Origin of the sequence: Enterobacter sp. WPR_3_1, assembly GCF_003635055.1 — a bacterium.
Classification (GTDB): domain Bacteria; phylum Pseudomonadota; class Gammaproteobacteria; order Enterobacterales; family Enterobacteriaceae; genus Enterobacter; species Enterobacter ludwigii.
The window spans coordinates 1-23,716 of record NZ_RBXU01000011.1 but is presented as its reverse complement, the minus strand read 5'-3'; the positions used below and the strand labels follow the sequence as shown (position 1 = coordinate 23,716).

General features: G+C 51.8%; 17 protein-coding genes. All 17 read left to right on the top strand.

Going from position 1 to position 23,716, the window contains the following annotated elements:
- Positions 1-2: 2 nt before the first annotated feature.
- Positions 3-494, top strand: coding sequence for an Hcp family type VI secretion system effector (locus BJ887_RS14210; RefSeq protein ID WP_001007312.1), 492 nt, complete (start codon positions 3-5; stop codon positions 492-494).
- 162 nt (positions 495-656) lie between these two features.
- On the top strand, positions 657-3,329 hold the full coding sequence (gene tssH / locus BJ887_RS14205; protein ID WP_121340024.1) for a type VI secretion system ATPase TssH: 2,673 nt from the start codon (positions 657-659) through the stop codon (positions 3,327-3,329).
- Positions 3,326-5,683: a type VI secretion system Vgr family protein gene (locus BJ887_RS14200; protein WP_121340023.1), complete on the top strand. Its 2,358-nt coding sequence runs from the start codon at positions 3,326-3,328 to the stop codon at positions 5,681-5,683. The genes tssH and BJ887_RS14200 overlap by 4 nt, the downstream gene beginning before the upstream one ends.
- Positions 5,684-5,692: 9 nt before the next feature.
- Positions 5,693-6,151, top strand: coding sequence for a hypothetical protein (locus tag BJ887_RS14195; protein WP_229216849.1), 459 nt, complete (start codon positions 5,693-5,695; stop codon positions 6,149-6,151).
- Positions 6,152-6,315: 164 nt separating this feature from the next.
- Positions 6,316-6,786 (top strand): DUF3828 domain-containing protein, encoded by a 471-nt coding sequence (locus BJ887_RS14190; protein WP_052955251.1) that lies wholly within the window; start codon positions 6,316-6,318, stop codon positions 6,784-6,786.
- Positions 6,787-9,600, top strand: coding sequence for a hypothetical protein (locus BJ887_RS23180; protein ID WP_229216848.1), 2,814 nt, complete (start codon positions 6,787-6,789; stop codon positions 9,598-9,600).
- Positions 9,587-10,165: a hypothetical protein gene (locus BJ887_RS14180; RefSeq protein ID WP_121340022.1), complete on the top strand. Its 579-nt coding sequence runs from the start codon at positions 9,587-9,589 to the stop codon at positions 10,163-10,165. The genes BJ887_RS23180 and BJ887_RS14180 overlap by 14 nt, the downstream gene beginning before the upstream one ends.
- A 136-nt stretch (positions 10,166-10,301) precedes the next feature.
- Entirely contained in the window at positions 10,302-10,790 is a 489-nt protein-coding gene (locus BJ887_RS23175; RefSeq protein ID WP_229216847.1) for a hypothetical protein, read from the top strand.
- 2 nt (positions 10,791-10,792) lie between these two features.
- Entirely contained in the window at positions 10,793-11,056 is a 264-nt protein-coding gene (locus BJ887_RS14170; protein WP_121340020.1) for a PAAR domain-containing protein, read from the top strand.
- A gap of 2 nt (positions 11,057-11,058) precedes the next feature.
- Positions 11,059-12,267 (top strand): hypothetical protein, encoded by a 1,209-nt coding sequence (locus tag BJ887_RS14165; protein ID WP_050736598.1) that lies wholly within the window; start codon positions 11,059-11,061, stop codon positions 12,265-12,267.
- Positions 12,260-15,631, top strand: a complete 3,372-nt coding sequence (locus BJ887_RS14160; protein WP_121340019.1) for an ImcF-related family protein — start codon at positions 12,260-12,262, stop codon at positions 15,629-15,631. Before BJ887_RS14165 ends, BJ887_RS14160 begins: the two co-directional genes overlap by 8 nt.
- 400 nt (positions 15,632-16,031) lie before the next feature.
- Positions 16,032-17,639 carry a type VI secretion system protein TssA gene (tssA, locus tag BJ887_RS14155; protein WP_121340018.1) on the top strand — a complete coding sequence of 536 codons (1,608 nt, stop codon included), beginning with the start codon at positions 16,032-16,034 and terminating at the stop codon, positions 17,637-17,639.
- Between the two features lie 28 nt (positions 17,640-17,667).
- Positions 17,668-18,921 carry a hypothetical protein gene (locus BJ887_RS23170; RefSeq protein ID WP_229216846.1) on the top strand — a complete coding sequence of 418 codons (1,254 nt, stop codon included), beginning with the start codon at positions 17,668-17,670 and terminating at the stop codon, positions 18,919-18,921.
- 32 nt (positions 18,922-18,953) lie between these two features.
- Positions 18,954-20,723: a type VI secretion system baseplate subunit TssF gene (gene tssF, locus BJ887_RS14145; RefSeq protein WP_121340017.1), complete on the top strand. Its 1,770-nt coding sequence runs from the start codon at positions 18,954-18,956 to the stop codon at positions 20,721-20,723.
- On the top strand, positions 20,687-21,769 hold the full coding sequence (gene tssG, locus BJ887_RS14140; RefSeq protein ID WP_121340016.1) for a type VI secretion system baseplate subunit TssG: 1,083 nt from the start codon (positions 20,687-20,689) through the stop codon (positions 21,767-21,769). Before tssF ends, tssG begins: the two co-directional genes overlap by 37 nt.
- Positions 21,770-21,804: 35 nt before the next feature.
- Positions 21,805-22,329, top strand: coding sequence for a type VI secretion system lipoprotein TssJ (gene tssJ, locus BJ887_RS14135; RefSeq protein WP_121340015.1), 525 nt, complete (start codon positions 21,805-21,807; stop codon positions 22,327-22,329).
- A gap of 4 nt (positions 22,330-22,333) precedes the next feature.
- Positions 22,334-23,716 (top strand): type VI secretion system tip protein VgrG (locus BJ887_RS14130; RefSeq protein ID WP_121340014.1); only part of this gene is annotated, 1,383 nt, incomplete at its 3' end.

Below are 23,716 nucleotides of genomic sequence, written 5' to 3'. Positions count from 1 at the left end.
ACATGGCAATCCCAGTTTATCTGTGGCTGAAAGACGATGGCGGCGCTGACATTAAGGGCTCTGTAGATGTGAAAGATCGCGAAGGAAGCATCGAAGTTGTTGCTCAGGAACACACACTGTATATCCCGACTGATAACAACACTGGAAAGCTGACCGGAACCCGCATTCACACGCCATTCCTGTTTACCAAGGAAATCGACTCTTCCAGCCCGTATCTGTACAAAGCCGTGACCACGGGCCAGACCCTGAAGTCTGCTGAGTTCAAGTGGTACAAGATCAACGATGCCGGTCAGGAAGTTGAGTATTTCAACACCAAACTGGAAAACGTCAAGCTGGTGAAAGTTGCACCAAAAATGCACGACATCAAGGATGCTTCCTTCGAGAAGCATAACCACCTTGAGCAGATCGAGCTGCGCTACGAAAAAATCACCTGGACCTACAAAGACGGCAACATCATTCATTCCGATTCCTGGAACGAAAGAACCACCGCGTAAAAACCAGGCGGACAGTTTCCCTCTGTCCGCCTTTTATTTTGTTCCGCACAGCGCCTGCCAGACGGACGCTTTGCAGAGCAGTTTCACCATTTATCGGCATGAACCTTATGGGCATCGGTTGACGGCCAGGGGCGGTAGCGTGCCTGAACACGAGGGAACGACATGGAACATCATTCAGCAGTCCTGTTACGACGACTTAACCCTTACTGCGCCAGAGCGCTGGAAGGTGCAGCCTCTTTATGCCAGACCCGTGCGCATGCAGAAATCACACCTGAGCACTGGTTGTTAAAATTACTGGAGCAGGGCGAAGGTGATCTGACCGTTCTCGCCCGCCGTTATGAATGGGATATGGATACCGTCTGGCAGTCACTCCTGAGCTGGCTGGATGCACAGCCACGTTCTGTCCGCACCCGACCGGAGCTCTCAGTGTCTCTCCAGACCCTGCTGAAACAGGCCTGGCTTGCCGCCACGCTTGCCGGAGATGAGCAGATCCGCAGCGTACATTTGCTCGCGGCCATGGTTGAAACGTCCGGGCTGACACGCTGTGATGGCCTCTGGCCTTTGATGACGCTGACCACCAGCCAGCTGGAAAGGTTACGTCCCTTGCTGGAAGCCCAGTCGGATGAGCGGCATGACGTTGCGCTCAGTGAGAAGCCTTGCAATGTCAGCATTATTGGGCGGGCCGCACCGTTACAGCATGAAGCACAACACCAGGCTGAAGGAGGAAGTGCGCAGCCTGCCGTTTCACAGGAAGAGTCCGTTCTTAATCGCTTTACGGTCGATGTGACCGCCCGTGCCCGGGAAGGAAAGATTGACCCGGTCTTTGGACGCGATAACGAAATCCGTCAGATGGTGGACATTCTCTCCAGACGCCGTAAGAACAACCCGATCCTGGTCGGTGAACCCGGCGTGGGTAAAACGGCCCTGGTTGAAGGACTGGCGCTGCGTATCGCTGAAGGTAATGTGCCCGAAAGTCTTAAGCCTGTCATCGTCAGGACCCTGGATCTGGGCTTGCTTCAGGCGGGAGCAGGTGTAAAGGGTGAATTTGAGCAGCGACTGAAGAATATCATCGACGCCGTCCAGCACTCCCCGGTGCCGGTGCTGCTCTTTATCGATGAAGCACACACCATCATTGGTGCCGGTAATCAGGCGGGCGGGGCAGATGCAGCCAACCTGCTGAAACCGGCTCTGGCTCGCGGCGAACTGCGAACCATTGCGGCCACCACCTGGAGTGAGTACAAGCAGTATTTCGAACGTGACGCAGCCCTGGAGCGCCGCTTCCAGATGGTCAAGGTTGATGAGCCCGATGATGACACCGCCTGCCTGATGCTGCGTGGCCTGAAATCACGCTATGCCGAACACCACGGTGTACATATTACCGGCGATGCCGTCCGCGCAGCGGTGACGTTGTCCCGTCGTTATCTGACCGGACGCCAGTTGCCAGATAAAGCAGTGGACCTGCTGGATACCGCAGCGGCCCGGGTGCGGATGAGCCTGGACACGCTGCCGGAACAGCTTACCCGGTTGCAGGCTGAACTGACTGCGCTTGGCATGGAGCAGCAGGAGTTACTGGAAGATATTTCGCTGGGTAACAGTGTTGATGCCAGTCGTCTGCCGCAGATTGAACAACGGACCCAGGCGCTCAGTCAGCAAAAAATGGCCCTTCAGTCACAGTATGAGACCGAGAAGCAGCTCACCGACTCGCTGAAAGCCTGCCGTGAAGACATTAGCCGCCAGGAGGAACTCTCCGCCCTTCAGCACGAGCTTTCTCAGATTCAGAATAACAGTCCACTGCTGGGTCTGGATGTTGATGTCCGCACCGTCGCGACCGTGATCGCCGACTGGACAGGGGTTCCTCTCTCGTCGCTGATGAAGGACGAGCAAACCGAATTACTGACGCTTGAAGAACAGCTGGCAACCCGTGTAGTTGGCCAGAGTCCTGCACTGAATGCCATTGCCCAGCGCCTGAGAGCGTCAAAAACCGGACTGACGCCGGAAAACGGTCCGCAGGGTGTGTTTTTACTGGTGGGTCCAAGCGGAGTGGGTAAAACAGAAACCGCACTGGCGCTGGCTGACGTTATGTATGGCGGTGAAAAATCGCTCATTACTATCAACCTGTCGGAATACCAGGAGTCGCACACCGTTTCGCAACTGAAAGGCTCTCCACCGGGGTATGTAGGATACGGCCAGGGCGGCATTCTCACCGAGGCTGTGCGTAAGCGGCCCTACAGCGTGGTGCTGCTGGATGAAGTGGAGAAAGCACACCGGGATGTGATGAACCTGTTCTATCAGGTGTTTGACCGGGGCTTTATGCGCGACGGGGAAGGGCGTGAAATTGATTTCCGCAATACCGTGATCCTGATGACGTCCAATCTGGGCAGTGACCCGCTGATGCAGTTGCTGGAAGAACAACCAGAAGCCACTGAGAGCGATCTGCACGAGTTGTTACGTCCGATCCTGCGCGATCACTTCCAGCCAGCGCTGCTGGCTCGCTTCCAGACGGTGATATACCGCCCGCTGGCAACGGATGCCATGCGTACCATCGTCGGTATGAAGCTGGCACAGGTGAGCACACGCCTGCAACGCCACTACGGTATTTCCACTCACATTGATGAAAGCCTCATCGACACGCTGACAACCGCCTGTCTGCTACCGGATACCGGGGCCCGCAACGTGGACAGCCTGCTTAATCAGCAGATTCTGCCGGTTCTGAGCCAGCAGTTACTAAGCCATATGGCAGCAAAACAAAAGCCTTTCTCGCTACAGCTGACCTGGGATGATGAAGAGGGCATTGTGCTGGCCTTCGATGAAAATACAGAAGTGGTGGCGTCATGACCGATTCTTTAATAAGCAAGGCAAACAGCCAGATACAACAACTGCTGGGCCAGTCACGCTACCGCGTTGACGTGCATGGCTGCACTGAGTTTCTGGATGTGGTGTGCTTCAGTGCGGTGGAGTCACTCAGCCAGCCCTGGCGGTATGACGTGGCGGTGACCTGCACCTCTGCGGATATCGCCTGCGACACGTTACTGCTGAAACCGGCGTCATTTACTTTCCAGACACCCGTGTTTGACGGGACACCAGCGCTGCCGGTCCGGACGATATTCGGCGTGGTTAAGTCATTTCGGCGCGTGTCCACCTCGAATGATGAGACCCGTTACGCACTGACGATCGTTCCCCGTATCGCCCTTCTGGACTATACGAAAGGGAGCGAAATCTACCTCAATCAGTCAGTTACAGAAGTGGTTGAACGGGTATTGCGTAAGCACGGACTTGAAGGTCCTGATTTTGAGTTCCATCTGTCTCGTGACTATCCGGCCCGCGAACTCATTACCCAGTGGCGGGAAACCGATCTGGCATTTATCCAGCGCCTGCTGGCGGAGGTGGGCATTTACTGGCGCTATGAAATGGACAGCCGTCTTGAGCAGGATGTGGTGATTTTTCAGGACAGCCAGCAGCAGTATGAATTTGGTGTCACGCTGCCATTACGCAACCAGGCCGGGATGAGTGACAGCGGGCAGGAGAGCATTTGGGATATTCAGACCGCATATAACGTGGTAAGCGGAAGTGTGGCCACCCGTGACTACAACTACCGTGATGCACTGACGCCTCAGGACAGCACCGAAAGTATTTTCAGCAAAGAGGGGATCACCACCGGGGAAACGTATCATTATGCGGAGCCTTTCCTGACAGCAGGTGACGCTGAAAGTACAGAGACCGGGGCATACTTCGCCCGTCTGCGTCACGAACGCATTCTGAACGCGCAGTATCACGTCAAAGGTCATTCCTCTAGCCCTCATCTAGCACCGGGTCAGGTACTGGAAACGGACGGCTCATTACCCGATGCCGTAAAAGGCGGTATCGTCATCACCACGGTACGCACCAGCGGTTCACGCAAAAGTAGCTTTACGCTGACGTTTGAGGGCATCCCCTACAGCGAAACCGTCTGCTGGCGTCCGGCATTACTTAAACGCCCGGTCATATCCGGCTCGCTTCCGGCCCGGGTGGAAAGCACTCAGAAAGGCGATACCTACTCCTGGCTCGACCCGGAAGGGCGCTACCGGGTGAAACTGGACTTCGACCGCAACAGTCCGGAACAGGGCTATGCCTATTTGTGGCTTCGGCTGGCAAAACCCTATGCCGGTGATACCTACGGATTCCACTCCCCTCTTATCGACGGAACGGAAGTGGCAATCGTATTTGACGGCGGAGACCCGGATCGTCCCTACATCGCTTATGCCCTGCATGATTCAGAACATCCGGACCATGTCACCAGTGACAATCATACGCGGAACGTCTGGCGCACTCCGGCGAACAATAAGCTGCGGATGGAGGATAAGCGCCAGGAAGAGCATATCAAGCTCGCGACGGAATATGGCAAAACGCAGCTTAACATGGGACACCTGGTCAACAGCCAGCGTGAAAAGCGCGGGGCCGGTTTTGAACTGCGAACGGATGAACATGGCGCTGTACGTGCGGCAAAAGGGCTGTTCCTGACGGCGGATGCCCAGGCCAAAGCCCAGGGACCGGTACTGGAAATGGCGCCTGCGATTAACCAGATTAGCCAGGCCAACAGCCAGATGCAGGCCCTGAACAGCGCCGCTGAAGCAGCCGGTGCCCTGGTATCCGACATCAGCACCCAGATTAGCCTCGTAACCGACAAAATCAAAGACCTCCAGTCTGCGGTCCTGCTGGGGAGTGCTCCACAGGGCGTGGCATTTACCTCAGGTGAACACCTTCAGCTCAGCAGTACCCGCAATACCATGATCAATGCAGGGCAGCATCTTGATGTCGGGGCCATGGGGAATCTGTCCGTGACGGTAGAAAAAGCGCTGGGGATGTTTGTGCATAAAGACGGGGCGAAGCTGGTTGCCAACCAGGGTGACATCGAGATTCAGGCTCAGCACAACACGATGGCCCTGTTTTCTGAAAAGCAGCTGACGGTGACCAGTAGTGAAGACGAAATTATTATCAGCACGCCTGAAACACTGACGCTTAACGGTGGTGGGTCTTACCTGAGGCTGAGTAAGAACGGTATTGAACACGGCTCCTCTGGTGAGTTCATTATGAAAACGTCTAACTATCTGGTGCCAGGTGCAGGCGCAAATCTTCCCAACGAAACACCTAATTTCAGCCTGACGGATATCACTCAGGAAAGCAAAATTAGCAGTAAATCTTTTAATGATTGAGTGTCGAAAATGGAATCATTAACTCATAAACACCGCATTGCATTTGTTTTCCTATTTTCGCTTTCATTTTCAAATGTTTCACTGGCTGATGAATCAAAAAGCCCCGAGAGTATAGTCCATGATTTTTATTCTGCATATCTTCAGGATAAATCAGGTGGTAACGAAGCATTAGTCAAAATATATTTATCTGATGATTTAGCAAAAAGCATAAATGACTCCGCCATGTGTAATTATGATTCTGATGATTCGATTTCCGAATCAGAATTAGCCAAGAAATGTGCGCAGAAACACGAGTGTAAACAGGATAAAGGTAATTATATCTGCGATTGGTATGGGATTTGGGTTGAGACTGATGTCAACTATTTCACAAAATCACAAGATATGTTTTTATCGTGGAGAACAAATATAAACACTTTTGATGTTACACAAAAAAGGAAGCGATTCATTGGTTGGCGTTATTTTGGGTGATGGCTCTGAACCTAAAGCAAGGTTTAAAGTGTCGCTTAAAAAAGATAATGGCAACTGGAAAATTATCAGCGTAACGGAATGATATTAAGGTTGTATGAGGTGATATTTAACCATTCGGTTAGATTAACCGGAGCATTGAGTTAAGCATTTTTGAAGAGGTGTTTATGTTGAAGGGAATGTTTCTCGCTTGTCATTTACTTTGTGTGCCTTATATTGCTTTGGCCTCAGGTGAGAGGACTTTGTCACCTGACGAAGTTGTAAGTACGTTCTACCATGATTACCTGGTCGCAGAAGAGATGTCTGACATGGAATCAGCTAATGATCTCTCCCTGAAAGCAATTGCTAAATATACAACTGCACATCTTAGAAATTTACGAGATAATGATGATTCAGGTGCAGATTATTTTGTCGATGCTCAAGATATATGTGAGGAATGGAAAAACAACATTAGTACCAAAACAGTGTCAGCCAATGACCATATTGCACTGGTGAATCTTAAATTAGGTTATGGGAAAGGTACGTCTCTGTATGCTGTTAGTTTAGTAAAAGCCGGGGGCAAATGGATGCTCGATTCTGTTAAGCCTACATTCAAAGGCAGTATTTATTGCCCCCAAAAGGCTGAAGGAGATAACTAAATGCTTAATAAGGATATTGCAGTTGGCGTTCTGAACACACAGGCGCTCGCGAGAGCTAAAATTAACGCTGAGAACTTTAAGAAAGGGATTGATAAAAAGCTTAAATACGGCGAGTCGAAATGTGCCCGTTATGTTAAAAAAGCATTGATTGCTGGTGGAGCGTCTGTAAAAAACTCTGCGATTGAGTCAGCTAAAAACTATGGTCCATGGCTGATTGAAAATAACTTTAAAGTTGTAGATAACACCACAACAGTTAGTAGTGGCGGTGTATTCACAATTTCTGGTCAGCAAACGGGTGATGTAGTTGTCATTCAGGCGGCACCACATCATGTACATGGTCATATGGCGATGTTTAATGGTAAGCACTGGGTATCTGATTTTGTTCAGGAAAAAGGATTTTATCCTGCTCAGATATATCGCGATAATAAGATTGCTTATACGCTTTATCGCTACGCATCATCAATTAATGAAAAGAAAAACGCAACCACTCTTTCGAAAGGAAAAATAAAAATAGTCTGGCCGATCCCCTCAAACAGCCGGGGAAGCGAGTTCAGCAATCAGGAAAGTATCCTCTCTCATTTAGCAGGCGAGTCTACCGGGCAGTACACGATTGGTCGCAGCGGAATGTGGCATGGCGGGATCCATATCACCGAAGCCACAACGCCATGGTGTGCTCTGAGTGGTAAAGCTCCGCTGGAGGCGATGGATTTCCCGGTACCCTTTAAAGGCGAACAAGCGATACGCTGTATGGCAGATGGTGAAGTTATTGCCTATCGTGTCTGCAAGGATTACCTGACGCTGGGGTGGGAATCCGGTCCACTGAGTTTTTCGGGCTCATTCGTTCTGGTGAAGCACTATATTCAGCCGGGTGAGAAAGAAACCAGTGGGCTGCATTTCTACACCCTGTATATGCACCTTGCGCCTTACTCAGCTTATGAGGCCAACGCAGAAAATCAGTGGGTCACTCAGGATACACTAAGAGCATATTCTGAAATGGACTGGCTGACGGCAAAACTGACTTCAGATAAAACTTCTCCACAAATTGCAGGGCACATGCCTAAAGGGGCTAGAGTGGAGTGGGACCCAGCAGACAGCAATCTTAACGCCACAGGAAATAACAAGCGACAATATGGCCTTGTAACACTGAAAGGATTACCAGAAGAAACCAGCAGTACCCTCACACCTGGTCAGCGCTATTGGGTTGTTGTGGATAACAACAATATTAAGCCAGCGCCGGGGGCCGGTCCAGGCTGGTGGCGGCATTTGCTTCCTCCCGCAAAGGAAGTCATGGTATTCGATAAGACAGTAAGCCTCAGTTCTCCATTTGCTATTAAGGCCGGTGACCCGATTGGCCACATGGGCTACTATCAGGCACCAAAAGACGGTGGTTATGAGGCACGATACCAGGTACATATCGAATGCACGAGCATGGATGATAATCTGGAGAAGTTCCTGACCAACCCGGAAAAAGTGGGGGAGAAAAACCCGCTCTGGTTGAAGTATTCTCCTGGCCTTGCTCTTTTCACAAAAGATGTTGCGAATGGCACCTTCGCAAAGGGCTCGGCGTCGACAACTCGGACAGGCATTCTACCGTTGAGTAAGGTCACAACTGAAACTGATAACTCAACAAAGCAAGAATATTGGCAGCTGCGGCAGGAAAATGCCTATGTGCCCAAAGGCCAGGCGGAGCCTCAACTTCTGTCACAGTATGATCTGGCGAAGCTAGGCTTCAGAACTGAAACCTCAGAGCCTACCAGTTTTGATTACCTGGATGGGAAAAACCAGCCTACTGGATTCTTCCGTAACCTCATCGATTCGCTCTACCAGGCCGCGATAGATGATACGCGAACCAGTCATGCTCTTGTGAAGCATAATTATCAGCGTCTGCTGGATAAAATTGACAGCGGAAGTGACCGATATTCGCCAATGGAGTACTGGAGAGCACTTCACAATCCCGACTATCGTGACGTTATTCAGAAAACAATCGTAAAACATCCAAGCGACTGGTACTTCAAAAAAGGTGATGCTATCTGGCAACCTTTCCTCAATGCGCTGAAAAAAGAAGCCCCAGAATGGAAGAAATATAGCGAAGATTTTCTTGATAAAATGGCCTGGATGCAGGATGTTACATCCGAAAAACTAGGCCCTTCATTATGGCATATGCATCCGATTGCCTTTCTTGGTGCATTAATAAAGAAAAATACTGGCTGGGCACATAGCAAGTTTGCAAACCTTTTAGGAAGTGTCGAGTCAAAAAATGATTATTCGGCATACAATGTTACAAAGACAGGTAAATCCGTCCCGCACTATAATTCTAACCTCACAAAAATGACAATATCTGAAGTAATTGATGCCCAAAGAGAACGAAATATGTTCGCCACAGGTCGATTCCAGATAATCCCAGAGACGCTTAAAAGTGCAGTAAAAGCACTTAGTCTTGATACTTCGAAACTATACGATGCTGCGATGCAGGATCAAATATTTGAGCAGTTTTTGATTAAATTGAAGCGGCCAGCATTTATTAATTATCTTGAGGGTAACGGAAGCGCTGAAGATGCGATTTATGCGTGGGCGAAAGAATTTGCATCAGCTGGTGTACGTAAAGGAAAGAGTATAAGCCCCAAAAAAGAACCAGTGTTGGATGCAAACGGATTACCAGTGTATGAAAATGGTAAAAAGAAATACAAATTAGTACCAAGGGTGGCAGAAGTAGAGGGTGAGTCGTACTATGCTGGCGATGGATTGAATAAAGCTCACCTATTACCAGACACGATGATTAAAGCTCTTGAGGATTCTAAAAATGGGATGCAATAAAAAATCAAACAAATTTTTGCTTTTTGTGTCATGTATGCTCTTGTCTTTTGGAGCGTACTCACAAGACAGTTCTAATCCTCAGTTTACTGACTACCTGGTTCCCGTAAGCAACGGTCCATTTGAACAAAATATTCACTTTAATAAAGAGCAGAAAAAGTACTCGCCACACTGGAAAAATACAGTCCAAGAGCAACTAAAAAAACCTGTTAACTTTGCAGGGCACTTTAGAATCTATACAGCCTTTGGAGGTCATGGTAAAGAATGCCTTCGTGATAATTGGGTATGTGGCTGGGTTATTGATAAACTATCAGGGGAAGTTGTAGCAACACTACCATCAGATAATAATGGTAGTTATAATTATGCAGATATTTCTGATAATGGTACCCCTGTTGGTCTTCCATTTGAGATGGATGCTTATAAAAATAGTTCTATGATTGCAATAACCGGTCAATCTATCTCAATCAACAAGAGTGATAGTCCTGTATGCAAAACGGCCTTATTTAATTTTAATAATGGTAGATATGTGAAATTAATAGAATCATTGGAAGGGTGTAACAACCAATGAGCCTCTCATAAAGCTCCGGCATAACGAGAAAGCGACAGTAGTAAAATTCGGATACGGCATGCATCAGAGGACGACCAGGGTTGAGTTAATAAACTCAACCCTAACTCAGTAATAAATGTTAATTTAGGCTAGTCAAATGAACTTTAGACCAACACAATTATTGCTCTGTATTTTATTTGCATTCTTCACATTTAATAGTCTTGCTATTGCAGATGAAACACCAAGGATAAACACGTCTTCAGAAAATAATACAGGTAGCATAAAAATTAATGACGAACTTGTTGATAGTTACAAGTGTGAGTTTTATCGCGCACCATCAGTATGGTCGCATTCATATTTGTACGAAGCCAGCAAACAAATAATAGTATTTATTGATAGTCCAATGGGGAATGCATGTGATGGAGGCCCATTACATGTGTTTAGCAAAACGGATGATGAGAAATTCAAACATCTGAAGACAATTGACTTCTGTGGCGGGCATTACCCATCAATAACCAATGGCCCAGAAACATTCATAATAAAAGCCCCTTCAATCTCTATTGACGGCACGGATAAAAAGATCCCAACTGAGACATGGGAATTAAAGAATGATGAATTAGTTAAGAGACAAGGAAGAGGAATTTAATAATGCTCCAGATTATCCGTAAAGGCGATAAAACCACTCACGGCGGCTCGGTCCTGACCGCTTCCGATACGATGAAATTCGGTGGTATCGGTGTTGCCCGTAAAGGCGACAAAGTGTCCTGCCCGGTTCCGGGGCATGGCCCTACAACCATCGTAGAAGGAAACCCTGATTACCTTGATCATGGTATCCCGGTAGCCTTTCACGGTCACAAATGTGCCTGTGGTTGCACATTGATTAGTTCATTTGCCGCTGCCAAGATTGCCTGATTATGCCCGTCTGGCTGGATGCCATCCCTGAACAGGCCCCTAAGGTAGCTCGCCCCGGCACTCTTCGCTGGGTACTGTTCCTGGCATTTCTCATGCTGGGGGGCATAGCACTCACGCTATGGTGCTGGACGTCAGAAAGAACAGGATTTGTCTTCTGGTTCACCGCGATGGGGCTTCCGTTTTGCACCTGGGGGCTTCTTTTCGGTTTACGCCGGTTTGCCTATAAAGCCGAACAGGTGGGAGCCGAGTCCCGTAATGTTGAGCGAGAAGCGCTTATTGACAGTGAAATTCTGCGCGGTCAGCGCTGCGGCTGGATCCTCGGTACGCACATCCAGGCTCCGGCCGGAAACAAAACCGACGATCTGCTGGAAGTAATGAAACTCGCCGCTCCCGCTATCGATTTCTCGCACCCAAGAGGATGTGACAAACCGGTCAGGTACGCGGCCTTAACAGAATATCAAACGGATTTATCGAAAGCGCTCAAAGCAGCAGTCACTAAGCTGACCACGCGTGTGGATGTAATCGTTCAGCCACTTCCACCAGAGCTGCCATGCTGGCTGATGCTGGACTGTGACAGTGACCTGCATCCCCTGGTTGAAGAGCAGCTAAAAGCCGATCTCTCACTCAAGACGGGCAGGATTTTTCGCCTGATGCCTGGAAAAGGGCTGGGGGCGTTTGATGCCTGGCTGGACAAGCGATGGGACAACCCAGGCATTCTGGTTGCCATCACGCTGTCGTTACCGGCGTCTCCCCGGGAAGAAGATGCTGATGCTGTCTCAATGGTGGTATTAAGCAACCGCAAAGCCCATGCCTGGCCGGATGCGCTTCGCCTTCATCGCCCCGAAAGGGGAACAGAAACAACACTCACAAAGACGCTCAACCGGGCGCTGCTCTGGGCGAAGACCCTGCCCAATGAACTCAAAGGAAGCTGGATCTCCGGTCCCACATTGACGTCGGGCAGCGGCTGGAATAATGCCTGCGAAGAGAGCGGTGTTGAATTTAGCCTTTCAGAAGACAATTCCAGTATCGATCCCGTGCTGGGCTATACCGGCCATGGTGCCCCATGGGTCGCCATCACGCTTGCTGATGCAGCCTTTGAACAGCGCGGAGTGCAGGTTATCGCTGCACAACCCGCCGCTGACAAAGACGACATCTGGGTAGCGGTCATCACCAAAGAAGAAGTTCGCAAGGGAACGCCCAAAAATGTCTAAGGTAAAAGTAAAAACACTCATCGGCTCCGTTGTGACTGTCGCCTTTTTTCTGACGGTCATCGTGGCATTTCTCTTTTATGCCTTTCCGGAAAATGTCGCCTCGGCCACGGGGTTTGGGCCGTATGACGGGCAACGGATCCTCACGTTCAGTGCCATCCTGGTTGCCGCGATGCTTTTATTCGGCTGGCTGATTGAGAAGGCCTTCGACTTCGCAGGTAAATCGGGGCTGTATTTCCACTGGGGTCAGAAAAAGGCTCAGATGGTCGCCCCGGCAACAGGCACCATTGCGAGCGAAGATGATGAAGAAGAGCCTGTCTTCAGCGAGGATGCCGTATCTGAGCACCTCCGTTTCCGTTATGGCCGTCGCTGGCAGCGTAAAGTGCGAATCCTGCTGGTGATGGGTAATCCGGACGACGTCCAGAAAGCGGCCCCGGGCCTGTCTTATGACCTCTGGCAGGAAGGCGACGGCAACGTGCTGATTTATGGCGGTGATGCGCAGTCACTCCCGGATGAGATCTTCCTTTCAAAACTGAAGCGCCTGCGATCTGGCCAGCCGGTTGATGGCATTATTCAGGTGATGAGTACTTCAGCTCTCCCGACGGATAGCGAACGGGATGCTTTCTTGCGTTGCCGCCAGAAAGCCGATCATCAGTTGGGCTGGCAGGCTCCTGTCTGGCTGTGGCTGACTGACAAAGCCAAAGGTGCTCAGCAGGACGCGGAAACGGCTGCGAAAGGGGTGATATTCGGACCAGAAGGCACTGTAAAAGAGGCGGATAAGGCATTGACTACGCTGTCTCAGCGCCTGCAAAAAGCCGGTATAACACAGATACTGAATAATCCGGCACATAACGGCCTGCTTCAGTTATCTTCCCGTCTTCAACACGAATTGAAAGCCAGTCTGGCTGTTTTACTCAGCGGGCTGATGCAGGGATCTGCGGCCTGGCATTTACGTGGTGTCATGTTCAGCCCCGAACTGGCCGTTGCCGGAACGGTACCAAATACACGCCTCGACACACCGACCTGGAAAGCCGTCATTGATGACTGTGATGCCGTCAGCGGCAGAAAGCTGGGCTTCGACTGGCTGAAGATGCTGCGGTTAATTCTGCTTTCCCTGATTGTTCTGTGGGGGGCCGGTACACTGCTGTCCCTGATCGTTAACCGTACCCAGATTTATCAGGCACAGGAAACGGCGAGTCAGGCAGCGGATACCACAAAACCCCTGGCAGAACGCCTGCACAACCAGCTCGTACTCCAGCAAGCCATTGCCCGTCTGCAACACCGTGAGGCGACCGGCGCTCCATGGTATACCCGATTTGGTCTTAATCAGGACAGCGACACGCTGGCCGCACTCTGGCCGCTGTATGCGAAAAATAACGCACAGCTGATAAGGGATGTCACCGCAGATAGTCTCAGGCAGCAGCTGAATGCCTTTGTGCAACTTCCTCCTGCCAGTGATGCCCGAATGCAGGGTACACAGCATACCTACGACGTGCTCAAAAGTTATCTGATGCTGGCCCGTCCGGACAAAGCGGACGCAGGCTGGCTGGCAAAAAACGTGCTGAAAGCCTTACCGAAACGCCAGAATGTGCTGGATGGCATATGGCAGGACATCGCACCGAAACTGCTGGGCTTTTATGCGCAAAACCTCCCGGCTCATCCGGAATGGAAAATTAAGCCTGACACTGAATTAATCAGTACGGTCCGTCAGATCCTGCTTAAGCAGGTAGGTCAGCGTAACGCTGAATCTGGCTTGTATCAGGACATGCTTAAGCGCGTGGCCAGCAACTGGCCTGATTTAACGCTTGCCGATATGACAGGCGACACCGATGCCTCAACGGTATTCAGCACTGACGAAGTCGTCCCAGGTATGTTTACGCGTCAGGCCTGGGAAGAGCAGGTTCAGGATGCGATTAACGAGGTCGTCAAGACACGCCGTGATGAAATTGACTGGGTACTGACGGATAAGACGCACCAGACAGGGAGCGATATCTCCCCGGAGGCGCTGAAGGCCCGCCTGACTGAACGCTATTTTACCGATTTTGGCAATGCCTGGCTGAACATGGTCAACAGCATTCAGTGGCAGGAAGCCACGTCACTTTCTGAGGCGATTGCCCAGCTCAACCTGATCGGCGATGTCCGTCAGTCGCCGCTGGTGGCACTGATGAACACGCTGGCCTGGCAGGGCAAAACAGGGCAAAAGGGCGAGGCACTGGCCGATTCGATTGTCGATTCGGCGAAAAAGCTGATCGGTCAGAAAAAAAATGGCAGACAGTTTATTGAACAGGCACAGGGCCCAAAAGGGCCGCTCGATGAGGTGTTTGGACCGCTGATGGGGCTGATGGAAGGTAAAGAGGGCACCGGTGCCAACGGTAACCTCAGTTTCCAGTCCTGGCTTGCCCGCGTCACGCAGGTACGCCTGAAACTCCAGCAGGTTACCAGCGCCCCGGATCCGCAGGCCATGTCGCAGATGCTGGCCCAGACAGTATTCCAGGGCAAAGCCATCGATCTGACCGATACCCGCGACTATGGCAGTCTGGTTGCGGCGAGTCTGGGGCAGGAGTGGAATGGATTTGGCCAGTCGTTATTTGTGCAACCGCTTGATCTGGCCTGGCGGCAGGTACTTGCCCCGGCTGCGGGAAGCCTCAATGCCCGCTGGCAGTCGACTATTGTCGAACAGTGGAATAAGGCCTTTGCGGGACGCTATCCGTTTAAAGCCACCGGCAGCGATGCCTCGTTGCCGTTGCTGGCTCAGTTCCTGCGTAGCGACTCGGGTCGAATCACGACCTTCCTGAAAACGAATCTTGGCGGGATCCTCCACCAGGAGGGAAATCGCTGGGTCGTTGACCTTTCCGCAAGTCAGGGGATGGTTGTCAGCCCGGATTTCCTCCGGGCGATTAATCAGCTGGCGGAACTGTCAGATATCGTGTTTTCGCAGGGCGATGCGGGTGTTCACTTCGAACTGATGGCGCGTCCTTCACGGGATGTTGCCAGAGTGCAGCTTACCCTCGATGAGCAGAACCTGGATTACTTCAATCAGATGGAAAGCTGGCAAAGCTTCACCTGGCCTGGAAACACTTACTATCCTGGCGTGTCGCTCAGCTGGCGTAGTGTGAACAGCGGCATGCAGCTGTATGCCAGTAACCAGGGCAACTGGGGTTTCATTCGCCTGCTGGACAAGGCTCTCATCACTCCGCTTGACGCCAGCCGTACACAACTGGTGTGGATCACCGCTGATAGCAACCCGCTGAAGTTTGTGATGCGTAGCGAGATCGGTACAGGTCCCCTGGCATTGCTGAAACTTCAGGGATTCACGCTGCCCGACACTATCTTTAGCGTCGCAGCTGGCGGAGAAGAGCGCCAGTAATGATGGGCGGGAAAATTTACCCGGCACTGGCTTTCGCAAAACAGGTTGAAGGCTGGTCTCAGGGTATTTGCAGCAAAGTGAACCGATGGCACGAAACTGAATCCTCATCCCCATGCCAGTTTATGACCTTTCGGCAGTGTCGCGCATGGCTCAGCGACTGGCAGAAGCATAATCCAGCGCCAGGTACACGAGGGGACAGCGCCTCCGCGCCCCATCGGCGCCTTCGTCCCCATGTCAGAAAAGCCCCCTTGTGAAGCTACTGGAAGGCCAAACCCACTCAGGGGGAGGAGAAAAGTATGCTGCTGAAATGGAAGCTACCGCAAATCGTCAATGGTCAGGACGACGATTCTCTGGACGCGGTCGTGAGGTTTATAAAAGAGACAAACAAACGGGAAAAAGAATGAGCTCACCGGAAGAACTGTTAACCGCCTGCGCCACCAGGCAGGAAGAAAGGCAGCGCCTCATCTCGCGGGCAAATGATGCCCTGTCGCTCTGGGATAACTGGCTGCACCCGTTCACCTGCGGGGCAGAAACCGGGGACGATCCCGCATATGATGATAATTTTCAGCTGATGCGTGAGGAGATCAACAAGCTTTCAGGTACCGATTCAGCGTTATTGTGTGAGCTGGCCCAGAAGTGTCTTTGCGAATGCGCCAAAGACATTCGTGTCGTGACCTGGTACGTGCAGGCCCGACTCAGCCGCGACGGTGAAAAAGGGTTATCCGAAGGCTTACTGCTGCTTGTCGCGATGCTGATCCGCTACGGGCAGGCATGCCATCCCCGGCGTCCCGTAGCCCGAAAAGCTGCGCTGGAGTGGCTGAACAGTGCAAAAGTGATTGATGCACTGCTGTTATGGCCCGAGGTGGACAGCAATGATGCCGGTCTGACGGCTGGCGTCATCAGCCTGCTTGAATCCACAGTGGCTGACTGGCCGGAAGCCGAGAAACCGTCTTTTGCAGGCCTTTGTACCGCTCTTGAAAACCGTCTGGCACGTTCGGGTGGCATGGAAGCACTGGTCCCCCAGAACAGCAGTGCCCATGAGCACGGGCGTGAACCTGCCCATTCTGATTCACCGCAGCTGTCAGCCGTGAAATCTGGCCGCGATTTACTCGACCAGGCAAAGTTACTTTCCCGCTGGCTGAGCGAGCAGCCGCAGGGCTGGCTGGCTTCTCATCGACTGATAAAGACCGTGCGGTGGGATACGGTCGATCAGATTCCTCCGCTGGACAGTAGCGGGCGCACCCGCCTGGTACCGCCTAAACCCGAGTATCGAGCTCAGTTGAAGCGCCTTTACCTTAAGAAAAACTGGGTCGAGCTGGTTGAGCAGGCCAGCCAGATGTATTGCGAAGGTGTGAATCATTTCTGGCTCGATCTCCAGTGGTATCTCTGGCAGGGGCTCAGCCATGCGGGTCAGCCCTGGGATACCTGGTCAGACTCCGTCCTCTTCGATCTGCGGTTGCTGCTTAAACGCCTCCCGGGCCTTGAAGGGCTGGCATGGAATGACGGCACTCCCTTTGCCGACGAAGTCACTACTGCCTGGATTGCTGAAAAAGTGAATGAAGAGGGCCTGATGTACGGCGATGAACCCGCTACCGTCGTTAATGGTCAGGCGGACGATGTGCTGCTTCTTGAGTCCGAAGCCATGGAAAAGGGAGACACTGAAGGGCCTGAAGCAGCGCTTGCCTGGCTCCAGTCCCGACCGGGGATGGATACCCCGCGCCATCGCTGGCTGATACGCCTGCTCATGGCCCGGGTGGCAGAGCAGTATGGCCGAAACGATATGGCGCTTCATCTACTTGGTGAACTCACTACCCTTGCGCCACTGCTGACGCTGGAAGACTGGGAGCCCGCTCTGTTGTTTGAAGTCCAGGCCCGACGCCTGAAGCTGCTACGCATGAAAGCCGGTCGCAGCGAATCTGATAAAGCCCGTCTGATGCCTGAGATGGATACGCTACTGGCGGGTCTGATCGCCATTGACCCGGCCCGTGCTATGGTACTTTGCCAGTAATATTGAATGGATACAAATAAGGAATATTATGCGTTTTCGCTTTATTGCCCTGGCTTTATGCCTTCTTTCTGGTAGCAACGTTGCAGTATCTGCGGGATTTGATTGTTCCCTTGTAAATTTATCACAGACAGAAAAAACGATATGTAGCAATGAGTATTTATCAGGGCTTGACAGTGCTCTAAACAATTTTTTCAAAAAGACCTATGACAGTTCTTTAAGCCATGGAAGCCTGTCTGAACGTCAAAATGAATGGCTAAAAGAGAGAAACAATTGCAAGAGTGATGTAACCTGTATTACCAACAGCTATTTAATACGCAATAGAAATCTGTCAGGAAGCAACAACCTCCAGAATGTCAATGATATTTTTAATCGCGATGGCGACAAACTGGACGAAGCATTGGATGCCCCAATTAAGACCAAATCCGGATTTACAATAACTGACTCTCCATGGCATGTAAAAGAAATATTTTCTTCTGAAAGCTTCGAGGGTGGAATTAATCTTGAGAGCAAGAATGTATCGTCAATACTAACATACCAGATAATTAAGAATGATTTATACATTTACATTTCTGTTAGCGGGCGGTACCAGGATAAAAACACTACACTGCTCGTAGAGCTTAAGGACGATACTAACCCTCGCATCATTCAACAATATGACGGTAATATAAATTTAATATCCCGTGCCAGAGATGCACAAGGAAACGCTTTAGCCTATTTTTCTATTGGCGATGATACTCATAAAGACTATCATTATTTATTTATATCTCCGAGGGGCGAAAAAGGCATTTCTGATATATCCCCAGAGCAAGCTGATTCCTTAACAAAAAAAACCACACCATGGACTGGGTATTGTGGCAGTTCAGAGTGCAATGCTTCATTAATATCACCTGATGGCAAATGGCGACTTACTTCAAGTGATGGTAACGTTAAAGATCCAGATGAAGGTATGTACGTATTTCCGGTCAATCGTCCGGACCTGGGTTTGAATGTTTTTGCAGACAAAGCGGATAACTCTATCACTGACGATATATTTGGATATACACGGCAATATGTCTGGGGAGATGACAGCAATTCATTTTATTTTGATAATAGCGGCGCTTTAGGTTGCATCTGGAAAACCGATATTGGCAATAAAACAACAAAGCGGATTATTCCCGTAGAAGGTATTTTAGATCCATTTTATATAAAGTATGACGGAGAAGATCTGATTCTTTCTGTTTATTCATATTCTTATCAAGATGATTTTAAGTCAGAAATATACATAGCAAAAGAACCTAATTAAATAAAATCAATCTATCGGGATTTATAATTTATATGGATGATTTAACCCTGCGCTATTACGAAGCAGAGATGCGCTACCTGCGAGAAGCCGGTAAAGAGTTTGCCCGGGCTCATCCGGATCGTGCTGCGATGCTTAATCTGGATAAACCCGGCGCCCGCGACCCTTATGTGGAACGCCTGTTCGAGGGCTTTGCCTTCCTGATGGGCCGTCTGCGTGAAAAGCTTGATGACGACCTGCCAGAGCTGACCGAAGGTCTGGTGAGCCTGCTGTGGCCACACTATATGCGGACCATCCCGTCGCTGGCCATCGTCGAGTTCTCGCCTGACTGGCGTAGTCTGCGTCAGGCCGAAATGCTGGCTGAAGGCTTCTCCGTTCTGTCTCGTCCTGTCGGGCCGCACAAAACCGCCTGTCAGTACCGGACGACTCGCGATGTGCCGCTACAACCGCTGCACCTTGCAGATGCCCGCCTCCATACTGAAACCGATGGCCGCTCTGCTATCCGTCTGCGCTTCGAATGCCCTGAAAAAGTGGACTGGAGTAAAGCCGGGATCGACAAAGTCGCCATCTTCCTCAATGCAGAAAGTCCAGTTAGCTATGCGCTGCATCTGGCAATGACCCGTCGTGTTCACGCCATGTATGCCCGTCACGCCGGGACCTACATCGAACGCCATCAGTTCGATGGCTGGTGCAAACCCATGGGCTTTGATGACAATGATGGACTGTGGAAGAAAGCCGATACCGCCTTTAGCGGTTACCAGCTGCTGCTTGAGTATTTCAGCTTCCGTCCGAAGTTTATGTTTGTTGAGTTACGTGGACTCGACAGCATTGGGCTTTCTGCCACAAGCACCTGGTTTGAAATCGACATTGTGCTCAGTGAAGCCTGGTCATCCGATCTGCCTTTTGAGACAGAAAACTTCCGTCTGCACTGTGCACCGGTCATTAATCTCTTCACTCTGGAAGCCGACCCGCTGACCCTGGATCCGCTGGATAATGAATATCTGCTCAGGCCGCTGCGTCTTCAGGATGGCCACACCGAGATTTACAGCGTCGATAACATCCACGGTGCGGTGAAGAATGGCAAACACCCCTATGTACCGTTCACCAGTTTCCGCCACCGGGGCGGCATGATGCGCCACGATGCCCCTGAGCGTTACTTCCATACCCGCGTGAAACGCGGCCCCTCTGGTCTGTATGACACATGGTTAATTCTCGGGGGCCGCGCGTTCGAGCTCGAGCAGTTGTCCGATAAACCAGAATCTCTTTCGATGCGAATAACCGGTACCAACGGGCAGCTTCCGCGTAAGGCACTGGAAAGCACACTACTGGACAGGGCCGTGAAAGCAGGCAAAGTGCCCGTCAGGGTGCTGAACCTCTCGGCCCCCACCATGCCACTGTATCCCCCGGCAAACGACCGTTTCCACTGGCGGGTGATGAGTCACCTCGGATCAAACTTCCTCAGTATGATGGATAACCCTGAAGTCCTGCGGGGGACGCTGGCGCTCTATGACTGGACCGACGATGAAATGAACCGCCGTCGGCTTGAAGCAATCGTCTCCGTGAAGCACACCCTGATCCGCCGTTTTGAGAAGGGCTTTATGCTCCGGGGCGTGGACATTGAGGTCACGCTGAATATGGATAATTTTGCAGGCGAGGGTGATGTGAATCTCTTCGGGGAGATGCTGCACCGGTTCTTCGCGCTCTATGCCGATATTCACCTTTTTAATCAGCTCACGCTGGTGCTGCAACCGACAGGGAAACGACTGAGATGGCGCGAGAATCACAGCCAGCACGTACCGGGCTGACGCTGGCCCTTAACAAAGATATCTGGCGGGCCAATTTCTATCGTTTCTGCCAACTGCTGGAGCAGGAAAATCCGGACGCCCCGAAACTGGGTACCACCAGCCATCCGGGCGACGATCCGGTGCGTTTCAGGCCCTGGCCTGGTATGGGTTTTCCGGTCAGTACCCTGAAAGCGGTGGAGAACGACGAAGACCAACCGACATTGCCACCGACCGTCCGCACCACATTCCTCGGCATGTATGGCGTGGATTCGCCTCTGCCGACGACCTACCTGGACGACATTGCGCAGCGCCGTGAAGGACACGAGGCGATCACCTCATTTCTGGATATTTTCAGTCACCGGATCACCACACAATATTACCGGATCTGGCGAAAATATGCCTATCCGGCGACCTTCGAGGCAGGTGGCCGCGATGCCATATCACAGTGTCTGCTGGGGCTGGTCGGCCTTGGTATACCGGGCACGGCTGAGCAGGTGGCAACGCCGGTTTCACGCTTCCTGGCCCTGCTGGGCACCATGCGATTACCCACCCGCAATGCTGAAGGCCTCCGGGCCCTGGTGAGCCTGCTGGCACCGAATACCCGGACAATTATCACCGAACCCGATCCGGTTAAGGTGCATATCGATAACCGTAGCGGGCTGGGTATCGGGAGCCAGATCCGTCTTTCGCAGCGAGCCACGCTGGGTAAAACCGCAAAAGAAGCATGCAGCCGGGTCCTGGTGTCACTGGAGACAGCGGATCCTGACGAGGCGGAAGGCTGGTTACCCGGTGGTGTCCTTCATACCGATTTGATGGTCCTGCTGCGTGTCTACCTCGGCTACCGCAGTGACGCCCGAGTGCGCCTCACCGTGCCTGTGCGATTGCTCCCTGAGCCTCGTCTGGGCAACGGCAGGCGTATACAGCTGGGCAGAACCGGTTTACTGGGTCTGAAGGAAGGCAAACTCAATACGCCACGGGAAAGTCTGACCGTCAACCTGGGTTGCTATGAAGGGCTTCACTATTCTGTACTGCAACCCGCAGAAGACGGACATTACCGCTTCGACTAATCACGTATTCCCTCTCTCAATAAAGGAACTTTTGAATGGCAACAGTAACCCGCTGGTGGGCGCTGACGCTTATTGCCTGCGGTCTGCTCGCAGGCTGCGGTCTGACGCAGACCGTCACGGACGGTACGGTCAGCATCACGAAATCCATCTTCTATAAGAAAATTAAAACGCTGCATCTGGATTTTACCCCACGCACGGCCATTAACGCCGATGCCGCACAGACGCCGCTGGCAACAATGGTGCGGGTTTATCTCCTCAGGGATCGGAAAGCGGTTGATGCCGCCGATTACCAGACGTTGCTGCGCAATGCCGATACGGTACTTAAGGACGATGTACTGGCATCAAAAGAGCTGCTGGTGATGCCCAACGGCAGCGTTTCTCTGAATATGCCCATGGATGAAGAAGCACAGTTCGTGGCGGTGGTGGGATTGTTCAATCGTCCCGATCAGAAAAACAACCGCTGGCGTCTGGTACTGACCCGTGACGACCTCGATCCGGACAAACCCCGGACCATCGAGCTGGGTGACGGCTGGCTCAGCCTCGTGCCGGTAAAGGAGTGACATAATGGATAACTGGCTGGCGCTTTTTGACGGGCAGACTCGCTATTTTCTGGATATCAACAACAGCCAGGTAAAACCGGATGTTCTGCGATTTCGGGGCAGGGAAGCACTGAGCGAACCGTTCAAATGGGATATTGAGTTCACGACCCAACAGGCGAATATCCCCCCTGAACAGGTCCTGATGAAATATGCCTCTTTCCGGATGCGGAGCGGTAAAAATGTCCACGGTATTATTACCCGCCTGGAATGGCTTTCCACCTCAAAGGATCAGTCCCACTACCGTCTTACGCTCAGTTCCCGCCTGTCGCTCCTGGGATACACCCGGCAGTGTGCGGTATATCAGAACCAGTCAGTTCCTGATGTGGTGGAGCAGGTGCTGCGCAAACACGGGCTGGAGGGACCTGATTTTGAGTTCAGACTGGAGCGCACGTACCCGCCGCGTGAAATTATCACCCAGTGGCGTGAAACGGACCTTGAGTTTATCCAGCGCATTCTGTCTGAAGTGGGGATTTACTGGCGTACAGTGATGGACGACGTGCGCGGTCTGGATACGTACATACTGGCCGACAGCCAGCTTAACTACCAGTTTGATGTGCGCCTGCCCTACAGCGAGCCGTCGGGTCTGTTTGACGGTGCGGCAGAGTCGGTCTGGGATGTACGAACCTGGCACACCCTTGCCACCGGCACGGTCGCCACGCGGGATTATAACTACCGGACAGCCTCCACACCGATGGATGCGACGGTCAGCGTGCGTAACGACGCGGTCACCACCGGAGAGCATTACCGCTACGCAGCGCCTTATCGTGACGCAGGTGATGACACCAGCCCGGAGCCGGAGACCGAATCCGGCGCGTTCTGGGCCCGGCTTCATCATGAGCGGGAGCTGAACAGAACGGCCCGCATTCATCTGTTCAGCAATGCTGCCCACCTTGCGCCGGGACAGGTGCTGGAGCCGCAGGGCGATGTCATAACTGCCCTGAAAGAGGGCGTTATCCTCACCCTGGTGACTTACCGGGGGGCCCGTGATTCCCGTCTGCATGTGTCGGTGTGGGGAATGCCTTACACCGAGCGTTACTGTTTCCGCCCAACTGAAATCCCGCGCCCTGAAATCCACGGCACACTTCCGGCCCGCGTCGAGAACCGGGAGAAAAATGATATCTACGCGCACCTGGATGAGCAGGGTCGCTACCGGGTAAAGCCGGACTTCGACCGCGAAGGTACAAAGCAGGGCTTTGGGTATCTGTGGCTGCGGATGGCGAAACCTTATGCCGGTGAAACACTGGGCTGGCATACGCCGCTCACCGACGGGACCGAAGTGGCCATTGCCTACAGCAACGGCGATATTGACCTGCCGTACATCGCGTATGCACTACACGACTCGGAACAC